Here is a 15,808-nt window from a genome sequence, read left to right as displayed (position 1 = left end):
TTTCGCTTCGCTTCTCATTTTAGCCAACTATTTTAGTCCGCTTAAGCTGGCGTTAGCTGTAGTCTTAATTTATACATGGAGTGTAATATGGATCCTAAAATCATTGCTGCATTGATAGGTAGTGTAGGTATTTTTTTCGCCGCACTATTAGGTTATGTAGGGTTCTTTTTTAAAAGTAGATTAGAAATTAAAAAAAGTGCCCGGAAAGTGTTGTTTATTCTTCTCGAAATACGCCACCAAACTATAAGGTCAATGTTTGACCCCAAAAATGCAACAAAAAATTACTTAGAATATATATCTACAAAAGTGGAAGATCGAGGGTATCCAATGGGGGATATTAGTGCAGATAACCCACTACATAAAATGATTACAACTCATTTTGAAAATTTATCTACTACGTTAAAAGAAGATATGCACACAAAGCTTCTTGAACCTTACGATGATTCTTTAGCTGAGTTTGCAACTATTAATCCTATTCTGGCATATAGATTGCGAGGAAAGGAAAAACTAGAAAAAGTCATTTCTCACTCACAGAATTACGTAGAAAACTATAAAAGTGAAATTGAATTGCAAGTAGCAGAAACTTCGTTTAAAAATGTCATATTTAATAGTTCAAATAACTTATTAGAAGAATCTATAACAGAGCTAGTTAAAGACTTAGATTGCGATATTTTATTGCTAGCTAAATATTGTGGTTTAAGGGATTTTTGGACTTGTAAGCAACTATTGACAAACTATAAGGTTAAAGTAGAAGGCACAGATTTCTCTGCTGCTGACCATCTTATCGATAATATTATTGATAAGATAATTATAGCAAGTAAGAATTTAGAAAATGAAAATGAACCGCCAGTAGTTGCTTGATCTCGTTAAATACAGCTAATCGGGTAGCCGGAGGTATCTAACCTCTAGCCCCCACAACACCCCCAGGGCGGGATCGCACTTTGTTAACAGATATGATCTAATACCTCTAAACCCTAAGCTACATAGTTATTTTGAACATAATTGAACATTTATCAGTCGTCGAGGATACTCGATCTGACATCAATCAAAAGCATGACCTTATTGACGTAATTTTCCTTGTTATCAGTGCTATCGCATCAGGATGTGAAGGCTGGCAAGACATTGAATATTATGGAGAAGAGAAGTTGGGCTGGCTGAGGAAATATAGACCATTTGAACACGGGATCCCAAGACGACACACGATTGCACGCATTTTGCGTTCTGTTGTCGCGGAGTCTTTGCTTGAGGCATTAGCTCTGTGGATTAACGAGCAGCGAACGAGTCAAAACAGAGCCATCATCGCATTTGACGGAAAAGTACTGCGTGGCTCGTACCGAAATAACAAGAAAACAGCATTACAATTGGTTACAGCCTATGATACTGAACGTGGTCTCGTTCTGAGTCAGAAACCGACAGCGAACAAGAACGGCGAGATTAGCGTTGTGCGCCAAATGCTTGATGTTATTAACGTAAAAGGCAGTGTTGTCACCGTTGATGCTCTACATTGTCAGCGCGATACACTAGAGAAAATCGCAGAAAAGAAGGCTCATGTTGTCGTTCAAGTAAAAAACAACCAACCAAAGTTGAGAGCGGCTGTTGTTGAGCAGTTTCAAGCCGTCTTTGATGCTGGTAAAGAGAAGGTCGTCACTGAAATTAAAGAAAAACACCATGGTCGTAGCGAAGAGCGATACGTCTTTCAACTAAAGGCCAAGTTGCCCGAAGAGTTAGCAAAGAAATGGCCAACGGTAAGAAGCATCATAGCAGTGGAACGCCACCGCGTGATAAATGGGAAAGGCACTGTAGATACCTCGTATTACATAAGCTCAATGTCACCGAATCACAAATTGTTAGGCCACTATATTCGTCAGCATTGGCGAATTGAAAACAGCCAGCATTACGTATTAGATGTTGTTTTTAAAGAGGATAACTCTCGCATTACTTTAGACGGATCGGTGGAAAACATAGCTCTATTTAGACGTTTTGTGATGAACATGCTCAAACAATGCGATTGTGGAGCGCCAAGTCACAAAGTGAAGTTGAAGAAAGCGGGATGGAGCGACGATTATCGGGCACGAGTCTTCTTTGGGTTATAAATCCATCAAAGTATGCTCCCGCCCTGCACAACACCCTGCATGCGGCTCCGCACAGGGCGTTTCCTGAAAACGGTTAAAATACAACGGCCGATTAGCTCCTTTGCATTCCAATGATGGCTTCTGTTTTTTGCGCCATGACTCCTCAGTCCGGTCGGATACGGAGACAATGAGCTGCACAGGCTCCTCATTGATTTTCAGGTTCAGGCCTTCACCATGTCCCAACCATTACGATGGGCGTTGGGCTACTATGCCGTCTGCTGACTTCTGCTTAATCACCGTTTGAGTTACCCCAAATAGCGCTATCGTTGTTCATCGTATTTGCTCACTTAAGTTGATGAGACTTAAGTGCCAGGCCTGTTTGAGCTAGCGGCCAAGCTAGTGAGTTTAACGATCGCCTGTTAAGCAGACCTCCCCAGATAAGAACATGCACTGTCTCTGCACTGCTGCATCATTTACGGTGGCCGTTAGATCACATGGCTTCGTTGTCTTGTGCCAACTCGCCTCCAGCCTACGCCTCATATGATGTTCTTGTTCATCAGCTCGCAGATTTGCGTCCGGCTTCCTTCAGACATTCCCTCGCGGCAATGCCCTTGCCATTCGCTAGTAGTTAGCGTTTAATAATCAGAATGTTATTAAACGGTGACCTTCCTACAGAGGACTTTCACCTCATTAGTTCATGCCCATGCTGGGCGTACACAAGAGCTTTAAACGGAACTAAAACAGTTGGCTCAGTTTCGCTTCGCTCCACATTTTAACCCACTGGTTTAGTCCGCTTATTGCGGCGTTATAGTCGATAAGAGGAATACCATGACAAGGACAGTGGCACTTTTAGGTGCTTTTATATTGCCAGCTCTAGTGGTGAGTTTAGGTACACAAAGCGCTTACTGGGCTGGGACAATTTCAAGTTCCTATTTCCCAACATATATATCAATGCTTGTCGCAAGTAGCGGTGGTGCTTGGTTTTTTGCTCAGCAAGAATTCCCTAACAAAACTAAATCGGCATTAGCATGGGCTACTTACGCACCGACTGTGCTGCTAATAATTTTTTTCGCTGGCTTCTACACCGCGTGTGTAAATGGTGACTGCCTATGAAATACAAAAGCTATAACAAACCAAAGCAGTTCATGTCCGCTAAAAACCGCTCCGCGGCGGTTGTGTACCTAGTGAACAGTTATCGATTTTAAATATGTAATGAATTCAGCTTCAGTTATAACCGACGTAGAGATGTCCATTATCGGTGATTTTGTATCGGGGGAGATAAAAGCGAAGTGCATTCCTTCAACTGCGCCATTAACTTCTAGGAAGAAATCAATATCACTGCCTTTAAAGACTTTAGAAGGCGAAAAACTAGCATATAAGCCCTTATAAATAGCGCTTTTAGACTCTTTAGTGACGCCATGAAGCCTGTCTAATTGAACTTCTAGTACTGAGGTTTTAGTACCATCTTCAAGTGTAAGCGGGGACTGAAATTTATCATGCTGTTTAACAATTAGTACAACAGTACCTTGCTCAATGATATAGAACCCGTTGTCGTCTTCCATTAAACGTACAGAAGACCAATCTGAGCTAACTGGAAACTTATAACCATTAAATATTACCTCTTCAAAAGCTAGACTTGAGAAGCTTATAAACAGCAGCGCTGCTAATAGTGCTTGTTTCACTATAATCCTTATAAATCATTAAATAGCGTTCATAGATACCATTATTAATGATTCTTTTGTCAATACAGTTGAGGGGAATGCGTTGTTCCATATAGGCCTGACTAGCACAGTTATACTTTACCAACAGTTTTCGGGGGGATTACCATAGGGCTTCGCTATCACGCACAAAATTGAGTGATGCCATCATACTTACTATTTCATGTGCTCAGCATTAAACGGTTTTAGGCCTGTTGAATTAATCACGACATGCTTAATGAGATCTGCGTGGGTATTAAACATTGAACGTCTGAACAATTGGAACCGAGCTAGTCTTCATCATAAATAGCGTATTTTTTGGCAGACAAGCAACTGTGTATTTATTTCACACTGTACGAAATATCGATACTGTATTTGCGCTGTTGCCAAGTCACAAAGTCTGGTGCTTTGGGGAAAGGTTCAGCCTTACGTACTAGTTTGATTGCAGCGCGATCAAACTCTCGTACTCGAGATGGTTTGGCTATCTTGTAATGCATAATATTACCGAGTCTATCGAGAGTGAAAACGATAACCACGACGCCTTTTTTTCGACCTGATTTTAATAGGCGAGGTGTTATTTTTTTAGCTAGAAGATGTTGGCGGATATAGAAGTCGAACTGGGCTTCATTGACAATGCCGCCCGCTTGTTCACCAGATCCTGTCTCTTTCTGTAGATGGTTATCATGCTTTGAACCTTCAACCCCCTGTGCGCCATCTGATTTTTGAGCTAACACTTCTGGTGACGGCAGCACTTTGTTTTTCTTTGGTAATGTTTTAGCCTCTAGCTTCCGAGTTTCTATTTTCTTCTTAACTGGCCGGTTGATTTCTTTCTTCGGTTTAGGCTTATGTTTTTTAGGTAATTGCTCTTTGGGTTTTTGTTGAGATAGGGCTTTCTTTACAGGCTCAGGCTCAGGTTCAGGCTCATCCATTTCAATCACAGGTTCAACTTTGGTTTTTGCTGTACTCGCTGGTGTCACTATGTTTACACCCATCATTGCAGCTTGAAGTCCCACGCTGATTTTTAATGTGTTCGTTTTCTTCGCAAGAATCAACTTTTCCTGAGGTTGGAAGTACACCCAAATCGCCACGATGCAGTGGATAAGCAATGAAAGTAATACAAACCTTGTAAAGACTGAACATCTGACGTTCATGATGTGCCCTTACTGTTGTAACGCCAAATGCGACACATTAAGTTCTAGTTCTTGTAGAGCACCAAATAAAGCAACAACACGCGCCATTGGCACTTGCTTATCACTATGAATAACCACACTGAGTTGATCTGGATATTGCTGCTTTTGTTCTTTCAATCGAGCTTTGAGCGCTTCCATTGAGTTCACTTTCGAGTCATTGATTAACCATGAGTCGTCATTTTCGAAGACTCCTATCGTGACGACGTTTTTCCCCGTATGGGTGATTTTGGGGTTCTCAATAGCTTTCGGTAAATCAACTTCCATGGTGATTAACGGTACGTTGATCATCAACATCATGAACGCGATGATCACGAAAATAACATCAATCATTGGTGTCATGGCATCTTGCAAGGTATTCGAATTATCATCGTCTTCTAAATCAATCATTTTCTGTTTCTTCTAATTGAATACAGTGGGAGAAATGATTGAGTACATCAGCGGCTTCAGCTAAATGACTGCGAATACGAGATTTAATCAAAGCGTGACAAAGCACGCACACAACCGCGATCACCATACCTGCCGCTGTCGTAGATAAAGCTTGCCATAAACCATCAGCAACCATTGATGGATTCACGGGACCGTCAGTTAAGCCTATATCGCGGAATGAACGCATCAAGCCGATGATAGTGCCGAGAAGACCTAACATAGGAGCTAGAGACGCTATCGTTGTTAAGCCAGATAAGCGGCGTTTTAGCCGATTTGAATAACGGACTAACATGATCTTTATAGCTTCATCACGCACTTCCTTTGTGCTTAATTTATGATGAATGAGTTCATCAATCACAAATTGATAACCAGTCCCTGAATGTTCAAGAATCTTCAATGCGTTCTGCATTTCATGTTTATGAAGGGCATCAAAAATAGCACTATTATTATCTTTAGAAAGTCCGCGTTTTCGTAGCACAACAAACATACGCTCCATGACAAGAGCAAGTGTAAAAGCAGAGCATAGGGCCAATGGGGTGCCAGTGGCTACGGTCCAAGAATCAATAAGCATAATCTACATCTTCTTTTGGCGTGGCATGAATGTGTCTTTCAAAGGCTTTCAATCGCTTGTACACCGAAATCAGCTCAACAATAGTTGACCAGCTAAACACCAGATAATGCAGCGAATCTTCAACCTTGTTAAATGCTCGGATTATCTGTTGCATTGTGCCAAATGTAATCAGTCCAACAATAATTGTGGGTACCAGCATGATGTAGGGCAGAATTGATGACAGCTGCAAGTAACTGATTTTGAATAGATCGAAGTAAAGGTAATGGCGATACATGGTGACATAGTTGGTACGCACATGCTGAAACAGCTCCTTCATCGACGGTGGTTGAGCTCTGGTATTGTCATCTTCACCAAGAACCAACTCTTTTCTCAATGCCGCTTCAGCTTTTTGATTATTGAACTCAAGACCTGGCAGTTTTACTCCGACTAAAGCCAACAGTACCGTACCAAATAGAGCTGACAATATAGCCACATAGATAAGAACGTGTTCGACTTCGCCGAAAAAAGGTACAGCCTTTACTTGTTTGCTCAGTTCCCAAAGTAGGGGTTGAAAGGCAAGCAAGGTCATCAATGAATGCAAGAAAGAGACGCCTAAACGTTCCACAATATTGGCGAAACGCATGGTGTCTTCTTGTACACGTTGTGATGCACCCTCAAGATGGCGCACTTTATCCCAATGCGCCGTGTAGTAATTATGCATCGCGGTACGCCAGCGGAATACGTAGTGGCGCATAAAGAACTCAAGCAGTACTGCTATAACAATAAACATCGTCGATATTTTCATGAATGTGCCTAAATGTTCATAAATATCTTGCGCTTGAATTGAACCTGGGGTGGTTAAAGCTTGCTGAATCGCGTCGTAAAAATCACCAAACCATGTATTCACTTTCAAATCTAATTGTACTTTATACCAAGTCGCAAAAAGGATGACGGCGGCGCCTAGCCATGACCATGTAATCCATTGCTTATCAAGGAAAAAACTGCGAAACATAACTTAGGTGCCTTCTGGTGATAGGGGGGTGCCAATCAAGATTGCTTGTTTGGACACAGGGATGATTTGTTCTAAGATGTCAGCAAGTTTCTGCTTAGTGACCTGTTGCTCAAGTGTTTTCATAGACTTTAAATAATCAGGACCATGATACTTTTGGTAACTCAGTGCGAGACGACGTAACCATGTATTTGCATTCTTTAGTCTCAGAGCTTCAGCAAACTTTATATCTTGTTGTATCCGATGATAATTCTCGCCAGATAATTGAGTCGCAAGCGTACTTATTACGTCGTTGTGAGCTTTCACTAACATGTCAGCCTTTTCTGGTGCTGTCGTAAATTCAGTTAACATACGAACTTTGTTGTCTTTGTTCAGTGTCATTTCAAAACGGATGGAATACACGCCTCCCAATTCATGGCGAAGTTTATTTTTTAATGCTTTCTGAGCAATAGGGTTAAGCGTTGAGACCAAAAAGCTTGCTTCAGGACTCCACTGCATATCACTTTCACTTTTTATCGTGACGGTTGATTTCTGCTCATCGTGCATAGCTTGCTGTAAAGAGTGGTAACCACTAGGCAGAACCGGTTGCTGAGTAACGAAATTTCGTTGGCGTTTCACTGCTGCCAAATAAGGAAGTAGCATAGTCTCAATTTGCTGTTCACTACTCTCGCCCACAATAAACATTGATACGGGCTGTTGGCTAAGTGTTCGGATCACAGAAGAAAAATTGGCAAGGGTTAATTCATGAACGGCTTTGAGAGTTGGCGACGTACCTGCAGGTGTCCCCCAAAGAGCGTCACGCGCTCGCATATCCTCAGATTTATTTTGCACCGACCGCTGAATCGCTTCGCGAGCCTTAATAAACTGCTCATCATTTAATTGCCAACCGGTTTGCATAACCCAGTATGAACGCATTAATGGCTCAAGATTTGAAGCGGTGATTATTGCAGAGAGATCTAACTCACTTCCCTTTTGTGCCCAGCTCCACTTAGCGTGATTGGCCGACTGCCATTGCAGTAACTCTTGGTTAGATATCGGCCCATAATCACTTTGTTGCCAAACTTGTTGAGCTGCTTGTAATAACCATAGTGGGTGCATCTCACTGTAATAACCAGCGTTAGAGAGTGCCTTGATATAAATTTGGCCGTCAGAATTTTTTCTGTCTAACCAAGTCACTTTATCACCATTTGCCAGTTCCCAGTGAATGATGTTAGTAGATAACTGCTTGTTTTTAATTTGTATTTTTGGATTTGAAAGTTTAGGCTTGGCTAGCGAAATAGCTGGTCTTGTGGTGGCCGCTTCATTTGAGCTCTGAGGTTTTGCTGGCACAACTTCAATAGCTTCTAACTCTTGGTGGGAAATAAGACTGGCAAGCCGATTAACTTGCTCATTCGTTGGCAGTGTTTGCTCTTGGTCTCCTGGAATTTGGTAAAACATGAATTGGTCAGGCGCACTTAACATCTGACTCAATTGCTGATTTAACTCCGCAACCGTCAACTCATCAATCCATTTTAATGTACGTGCGGATTTGATCGCATAGTCTTCTTCAATACTCTCTTGTATGATGGCCGACGTTAGTTTGTCTTCCCACTTGGCAATATCACGCTGAGGAATAACCTTGCGATTTCGCAGGACGGAGCTCTTTGCCTCTGCTTTAAGAGCAATTAGATCCGCCTCTTGAACGCCGTGTTGCTTAAGTCTTTCAATCTCTTTAAGTACAACTTCCAAGCCTAATGAATGATTCATTGTTTTGGCTGTTATAGCCACGATCTGTCGTTCAGGTGTTGGTTCACTAAATGAAATATGAACTGAGGACACTTGGTCTCCATACTCAGTTTTAGAGGCTCGTACGGCAGGTTTAACCAGTTTTTTGATAAAGTAGTTTTGTAGCCATTGATAAGCACCTGACTCAGTAATTCTTGGCTCCATTTTACTTCTAAAGCCATAGACTACGGCAGATGTCGTTCCTTTAGGATCTTGAACCTTTCCAATCACTAAACCATCTTTGAGTGGTAATTTTACATAATCTCGGTTAGGCACCTGCGCCGCATTTTCTGAGCCGAAGCTATTTTCAATCGCTTCGATGAGCTCGGCATCATTGAAATAACCACTGGCAACTAAAGTCATATTACCCGGTACATAATACCGATTATAAAATGTACGAATATCTTCAATCTTTACGTCTTTTATATCCTGTTTTGTACCAATTGTTGGACGATCTACATAACGAGAGCCATTACGAACTACCAATTTTTTTGCAGTATTAACACGCTTTGCAACCCCAGCATCTCTGCGCATTTCTTCTAAAATAACGCCTCTTTCTAATTGCCACTCGCGGTCAATTAATTTTGCTCCGAAGGCTAAGTCACTCAGTAATTGAACAGACTCACTAGCATTGAGCGCATCATTCGGACGAGTGCGAACCATGTATTGGGTTTCGGTTTGACGAGTAAGCGCATTGATTTGAGTTCCTGTCCTCCAACCTATTTGGTTAAACATATGATGCATATCAATCTTATGCGCTCGATTCGCTCGAAAAACCATATGTTCGACAATATGAGCCATACCACGATGCTCATCATCGATAGAACCGACATTCACGATTAGTCGGAGGTTGAAAGGATCTTTAGAATTGTGACTGTTATAGAAAACATATTGGAAACCATTATCTAAATGACCGTTCGTGAGCTGTGGACTCCATTGAAGCTCTTTTGCGTCCATGCCAAAGCTTGCAAATAGCAAACTGGATGCCATGACACAGATAGAAAAAAATCTGTAAATAAACATAAAATCAACGAATTAATAATTAGAGGATAGAGTTAAAATCCAACAACTCTATTGGTAATAACTCTCATTTGCTTTCTCATTTGTATTGAAAGCGTTGCCAATCCTACTATATTATGTGACGGACTTCAAAATGCTTTCTTATAAAATCACACCATTTGAGAGTGTTAAGAAGCCAAGAAAAAATGGGGAAGAACTCTCTTTCTGGACTAAAAGCAACAACCGTATGGTTGTTGGTATATGAATACGACTCAATGGACTAACTGCCTTTATGAGTAGTGGATGGATTTGAAAAAATTCGAATAATAATTGAACTTAAGAAAGATATATAAATGAATAATAATGTTATTGCGCTGGCTATATTGTCAGCCTTGGGAAGTCCTATCTCCTATGCAAATGAGCCTGTGGATTTAGGTGATATCGAAATATCGGATGGAAACAGCAGTAACGATAATCTGGTAAACGCGGACACAATTTACGAAAGCTACGATCCAGTTGATTCGGGCACTTCGGTCATGAGTGAAACGAGTGTTCAAAACAATAAGCCTGGAGGGAGCGACACTACCGATCTTTTGAAGTCTTCACCATTTATTCAAATGGACAACAGCTTAGATGATGCGACACAAGAAAATGTTCAATCGATTCGTCCGCAGGACTTCTCCATCTCAGGCGGTAATTACTACGATAACAACATTCAGGTCGATGGCGTTTCAGCAACTTCGATTCACGATGTCACCGCTCCAAGCGGTGATTTGGACTGGAACAATGTTGTTGGTCAAACGAGTCAAACCCTTTATGTCAGTCCCGATTTAATTGGTTCAGTTGAAATAATGGACTCGAACATATCCGCAGAGTACGGCGATTTTGTTGGCGGTGTTGTGAATTATAAAATTCGCAAGCCAAAAAAAGAGTTTGGCTTTAACTTAAGTACCAGCTTCCAAAACGATAGTATGGTTGAATACCATGATCCAACAGAGTCTGACTCAGATAAGACCGTTATCCCGCCACCTGAATTTACTAAACAAAAGACAAGCTTAAGCTTTGATTTACCGCTTACTGAAAAATTGAGCGTATTGGCCTCATACAGTCTTAGTCAATCGTCAGTGGAATACACTCAAGATAAAGATTACGGTGGCACTACTGGCAATAATGGTGACACCTCTAAAAACTTCCTCCTCAAAGGGCTTTATGAATATAAAGATAACCTGACATTTGAAGGCCAGGTCATTCATAGTCCTTATGAAAGCGAACGCGATCAAGCCAAGGCTCGAAACGATCTGATGATAAGTAAATCATCAGGTACTCAAGGTTATTTAAGTGCTACCGGTTTCTTTGGCGAAACTGATTGGAACAGTAAACTCTCTGTTATGCACAACGACGCATCTCGTGAGTCATCAAATGAGCGCTATCAGTTAAGAGGAGAGTTCCTGGATTGGTGTACAGCTACCAACTGTAACGACGGTGGTATCGGTGATTTAGACCAAACACAAACGGACTACACTTGGACAACATCGTTCTCAACGGGATTAAATAGTGGCACACTTAGCTATGGCTCAGAATTTAAATATACCGACGCCACAAAATCACGACCAGAAGATACTCACTACTTTTACAGTGCGCAGAAGGCGAAAACAGACAACTACATTTGTGCTCCTAATGACAAGTCATGTACACCAGACATGGCTAACAAGAGACGCTTAACATATAGCGCTTTTGACGCTGATGTTGGCGTATACAGCCACGCATTTTGGGGGGAGTATTTGACTCAGCTTGGTCCTGTTGAAATGAGAGTCGGTACCCGTTACTCATACGATGATTTCTCCGGAAATCACAATTTTGCACCACGTTTAACAGCAAGTTGGGAACTCATTGAAGAAACTTACCTAACCCTAGGCGCTAACCGTTACTATGCAAACAAGATGATTGGCTATGCAATCCAAGAGCAAACACCCGCGTACACTTGTTATCAACGTGATCTGAAAAATGGTAGTGACAGCAATTATGGCGGCGCTCCAGGGGAGTGGTACGAATGTTCAAACCAACCAAGTGTTAAACAATACAGTAATTCTGACTTAGATACGCCATACAGTGACGAGTTAACGGCGGTGATAACGATACCTACATTCCTCGATGGCCACGCAAGATTTAAGACAGTTTATCGTCAAAATCGAGACCAGTTCGCTAGAAGTGAAGAATTGACGAATGCCAATGGTGACGATTACTACGAGATGACCAATAACGGTTCAACCGACTATGAGGGTTACTCTATCGAATGGTCTGGTCATTATAAGAAACACTTTTTTAATGCCAATGTTACTTGGTCTGAAACTAAAAATAATGGCCTTATTGATTACAGTACGGATCCAGAAGATGAAGCAGAGCTCGTCTATTACAAGGGACAAATCATGACAATGTCTGACATGTATGAGGATGACGCAAGACAGAATTATGCGGCGCCTTTCCGTGCGTCGGTTTCTTGGTCTACATTATGGTTTGACGATGCTCTAATGACTAGTGCAACAGTGTACCACCGAGGCAAATATGAGTATTTAACCGATACTCGAGCAAATTACGTAGATGCAGATGGTAATAAGTACGACATTTATGGCGAACAAGAGAAAAAGGCTAAAACGACGGTTGATCTAAATGCAACTTATCGCTTCTTGAAGTACAAGCAACATAACGCGTCGATTGACTTACGCATTAAGAACCTGCTTGATAACGTCGAAGGTAGCGAATCAAACTACCAAATTGGTCGTTCTTTCTGGCTTGGTTTGAATTACTCAATGTAATTTCACTGACAAACCATCTGCAGCAAAGGCGATTATTTTGCTGTGGGTGGTTGCTTTTCAGACAAGGCTCGCATCTGAAGAAACCATCATACACTTGTGATCGCATAAATGAGACGCGTAGGTTTGGTCGGTGGAGCAAATCGAGGAAGCGCATTTCGAACTGCGTTGGGTTTTATTGGCGTAACCCCAATATTTGAATTTACACTATATGATAATCCTACGGGCATCAACGGACTTGGCTCAGGTAGTATTCTCGATAAAGAAATTGTCTCAGGATCTATCTCTGCGGCCGATACCTTTGACTGGACAACCGTTCAGATCCCTCTTGACACTTTGGGTAATACGAATGGCAATGTTACGCAGCGGATTGACTTGCTAGCAGGCGGTTATGCTGCTTTGGATAGTATAAGAATTGTGGCATCTGATGTCCCTGGTGATATGCAAGTACCAGAGCCTAGTTCTGCATGTTTAATGATTTTGGGTCTTTTTGGCCTTACTGCGAGTCGGTAGAAAAAAGGTCTAATTTAGTCAAAGGTGTCGCGTAGCTGACACCTTGGTCTCCTTACAAAAGAATAAACTATTGAAACACTCACCCCAACTCGCTTGATTGCAGCTTTCAATGGCCGTTTTTATCACTTGTTCAATGTTTTGATTTTGTGCGATATACCTTTTGATACGCCAGTTGAGCAAAAGTGTGCATGTAACAGTCTGAAATAAAAAGTTTTATTTGGTGGTCAATATTTAAGCAGTATTTTTGGGCGCGGGGGATTTTGCGCATTCTGAGTGCTTTAGTCCAGAGGGTTAATAGGATTTTTTTTGGCGATATTTACTTAATCAAACCAAGCTAGCGTATTTACTTTATGAAATTTCCGATGGATGATGAGGGCATTCTCTACACCAGAGCGTAAAAATTCATAAGGAGTATTTGCATGAATAAAGTTGTCATTGTCACTGGCGGTGGTCGAGGAATTGGAGCGGCTACCTCAAAGTTATTGGCCGCAAAAGGATATCAAGTTTGTGTAAACTATCTTGCAAATGCTCAAGCTGCGGAAGCAGTGGTTTGTGAAATAAGAGAGTTAGGTGGTTCAGCATTTTCGTTTCAAGCGGATGTTTCCAATGAAAGTGATGTCATCTCTTTATTTGACGCAACGGAGAAAGCGTTTGGCCCTGTGACTCATTTAGTCAATAACGCAGGCGTTTTGTTTTCGCAAATGACTTTCTCTGAGATTGATCTAGAACGATTCAATAAAGTGATGATGTCTAATGTGACTAGCTGCTTTCTTTGTTCTCGTGAGTTTATTAGGCGCATAGACCCTATAGCGACAGGCTCTATCGTTAATGTTTCATCTGCAGCTTCTCGAAGTGGCGCTCCATTTGAGTACGTCGATTATGCGACATCGAAAGGTGCAATGGATTCTTTGACTAAAGGTCTTTCATTGGAACTAGCTCCAAAGGGGGTCCGAGTTAATTCGGTAAGACCTGGTTTTATCTATACCGACATGCATGCCGATGGCGGTGAGCCAAATAGAGTTGAGCGTTTGTCTCCCCAGATTCCTTTGCAACGGGGTGGCACCCCTGATGAAGTCGCCAATGCAATTGTCTGGTTACTATCTGATGAAGCTTCTTATGTTACCGGTTCTTTTATCGACTTGGCTGGTGGGAGATAGCCAATAATCAAACATTAAGAGTGATTTCTAAGGCTTGGTGTCTCTGTTCAAGCTTGGGTTTTATGTTTTTGGTTCAATGATTTCGCTTCGACGCTAGCGGCGCTCACTTCTTCAGGTAAATTCAATTCATTGAGGGTTTTGTCATTCACAAGTTTTTATCTGCGATATCGATTTATCGCGGTTTACCGAAAAATATATATTACTTGGCGATAGCGAGGATGATTCTAGGAATGGGTAATTTCATTATTCCGTTTTTAGTCTTACTACTCACTGACAAGCTAGGTTATTCAGTCACAGTCGCAGGCTCCCTTGCGATGGGTGTTACAGGAACTTATCTTTTGGGTAGCTTTTTAGGTGGGAAGTTATCAGATATCCTGGGTCATAAACGGGTCATGGTTGTCGGTGAGTTGATAGGGGCTCTGCTACTTATTTACTGTGGTTTCGTTTCTGATTCTCCCGTTTTAGTCCCTGCATTTTTGTGCGGTGCTTACTTCTTTATTGGCTTGGCATTACCAGCCAGTAACGCTTTGGTTGCCGACCTTTCTCATGTTAAGAATCGTGATGCGGTGATGTCACTGAGCTACCTTGCATATAATTTTGGCTCTGCTTTAGGCCCTATCATCGCAGGGTACTTATTCTGGAAGCATACTGAGTGGATATTTTTTGGTAATGGTTTGGCTGCATTATTTGGCGTTTTGATTATTGCCATTTTTATTCAAGTGCAACCAGAAACGGAAGCGACAAACGAAAGTGAGTTAGAGCAAGCGGTTTCGGGCTCAGTTTGGACCGTTCTGCAAGCAAGACCACGACTATTATTTTTCACCTTTCTTTGCGGTCTGCTGTGTTACTCACTTAACCAAATGACGATGGCAAGCCCATTATATTTGAGTCATATTTTTGGAGAAACGGGCCCCGTTTTATTTGGACAGTTAATGACTTATGCGTGTGTATTGGTTGTACTTATTACCCCGCTATTAATGAAATTAACTTCCAGTAAGACAGAAACAATTAGCTTGGCATATGCAGGTTTAATGTTTGCATTCGGGTATTTGCTTGTCATGTTGTATCCAACAATTCCGATACACTTTTTAGCGTGGTTATTTTTATCCGCCGGAGAAGTTTTGCTGTCGACGAAAGAAGGGGTATATCTCGCGAATAACTCTCCATCTAGTCACCGGGGGAGAATTCAGGGGGTACTTGTGACGCTCAGAAATGTTTTGTTGATGCCAAGTTTTATTGTGATCGGCTATTTAATTGATAATTATGGTTATCGTTTTACTTGGTTCAGTGTGATCGCTATTTCTATATTTGCAGCGATTGGGTTTTACTTTATGAATGCCAACAACAGCAAACAGGCATCGCTGGTTATTGAAAAATACTCATAACAAATAAGAATAGGTGTCGCGTAGCCGCCACCTTATTCGGGTGTTGAACAAGCCCGATGCTCCCTTCTATAGTAAATAACGGTATTGATGTTGGCGGGGCCAAGGCCTTGTTACTTTTTACAAGGCGAGTTTGGCTAAGACTGGGTGAATGGCGTTAAGCCTTTACCTGTCATACATGATGCTAAGCTGTTATTTTTTTTATGTATTCATCCTCATGTTAAGCCCTGCCATTCTCC

The 15,808-nt window shown here is 41.6% G+C and carries 12 protein-coding genes; 6 read left to right on the top strand and 6 right to left on the bottom strand.

What is annotated here, in order from left to right; all coding sequences use genetic code 11:
- The first annotated feature begins 87 nt into the window (after positions 1-87).
- Positions 88-861 (top strand): hypothetical protein, encoded by a 774-nt coding sequence (locus ACRRS1_RS22315; RefSeq protein WP_432464069.1) that lies wholly within the window; start codon positions 88-90, stop codon positions 859-861.
- A gap of 131 nt (positions 862-992) precedes the next feature.
- The gene (locus tag ACRRS1_RS22310; RefSeq protein WP_432468703.1) at positions 993-2,093 is read left to right on the top strand and encodes an ISAs1 family transposase; all 1,101 of its coding nucleotides are present in this window, start codon (positions 993-995) and stop codon (positions 2,091-2,093) included.
- Positions 2,094-3,253: 1,160 nt separating this feature from the next.
- On the opposite strand, the gene ACRRS1_RS22305 is transcribed toward ACRRS1_RS22310, so the two are convergent.
- The 6 genes from ACRRS1_RS22305 to ACRRS1_RS22280 form a co-directional block, all read right to left on the bottom strand.
- On the bottom strand, positions 3,254-3,754 hold the full coding sequence (locus ACRRS1_RS22305; RefSeq protein WP_432468704.1) for a hypothetical protein: 501 nt from the start codon (positions 3,752-3,754) through the stop codon (positions 3,254-3,256).
- A gap of 356 nt (positions 3,755-4,110) precedes the next feature.
- On the bottom strand, positions 4,111-4,920 hold the full coding sequence (locus ACRRS1_RS22300; protein ID WP_432468705.1) for an energy transducer TonB: 810 nt from the start codon (positions 4,918-4,920) through the stop codon (positions 4,111-4,113).
- Positions 4,921-4,929: 9 nt separating this feature from the next.
- Positions 4,930-5,346, bottom strand: coding sequence for an ExbD/TolR family protein (locus ACRRS1_RS22295; protein WP_432468706.1), 417 nt, complete (start codon positions 5,344-5,346; stop codon positions 4,930-4,932).
- Positions 5,339-5,956, bottom strand: coding sequence for a MotA/TolQ/ExbB proton channel family protein (locus ACRRS1_RS22290; protein WP_432468707.1), 618 nt, complete (start codon positions 5,954-5,956; stop codon positions 5,339-5,341). The genes ACRRS1_RS22295 and ACRRS1_RS22290 overlap by 8 nt, the downstream gene beginning before the upstream one ends.
- On the bottom strand, positions 5,946-6,947 hold the full coding sequence (locus ACRRS1_RS22285) for a putative transporter (protein ID WP_432468708.1): 1,002 nt from the start codon (positions 6,945-6,947) through the stop codon (positions 5,946-5,948). The genes ACRRS1_RS22290 and ACRRS1_RS22285 overlap by 11 nt, the downstream gene beginning before the upstream one ends.
- 3 nt (positions 6,948-6,950) lie before the next feature.
- Positions 6,951-9,665: an insulinase family protein gene (locus ACRRS1_RS22280; RefSeq protein WP_432468709.1), complete on the bottom strand. Its 2,715-nt coding sequence runs from the start codon at positions 9,663-9,665 to the stop codon at positions 6,951-6,953.
- A 395-nt stretch (positions 9,666-10,060) separates the two neighbouring features.
- On the opposite strand from ACRRS1_RS22280, the gene ACRRS1_RS22275 reads away from it, so the two are divergent.
- The 4 genes from ACRRS1_RS22275 (at position 10,061) to ACRRS1_RS22260 (ending at position 15,572) form a co-directional block, all read left to right on the top strand.
- Entirely contained in the window at positions 10,061-12,520 is a 2,460-nt protein-coding gene (locus tag ACRRS1_RS22275; protein WP_432468710.1) for a TonB-dependent receptor plug domain-containing protein, read from the top strand.
- Positions 12,521-12,628: 108 nt separating this feature from the next.
- Entirely contained in the window at positions 12,629-13,030 is a 402-nt protein-coding gene (locus ACRRS1_RS22270) for a hypothetical protein (protein ID WP_432468711.1), read from the top strand.
- 419 nt (positions 13,031-13,449) lie between these two features.
- Positions 13,450-14,187, top strand: a complete 738-nt coding sequence (locus tag ACRRS1_RS22265; RefSeq protein WP_432468712.1) for a glucose 1-dehydrogenase — start codon at positions 13,450-13,452, stop codon at positions 14,185-14,187.
- Between the two features lie 230 nt (positions 14,188-14,417).
- A complete protein-coding gene (locus tag ACRRS1_RS22260) occupies positions 14,418-15,572 on the top strand; it encodes an MFS transporter (protein WP_439022892.1) in 1,155 nt (384 codons plus the stop codon).
- The last annotated feature ends 236 nt before the right edge of the window (positions 15,573-15,808 follow it).

The sequence above is a fragment of the Agarivorans sp. Z349TD_8 genome (assembly GCF_050870825.2).
GTDB lineage: Bacteria > Pseudomonadota > Gammaproteobacteria > Enterobacterales > Celerinatantimonadaceae > Agarivorans.
This window is presented reverse-complemented; position numbering and strand designations above follow the sequence as displayed.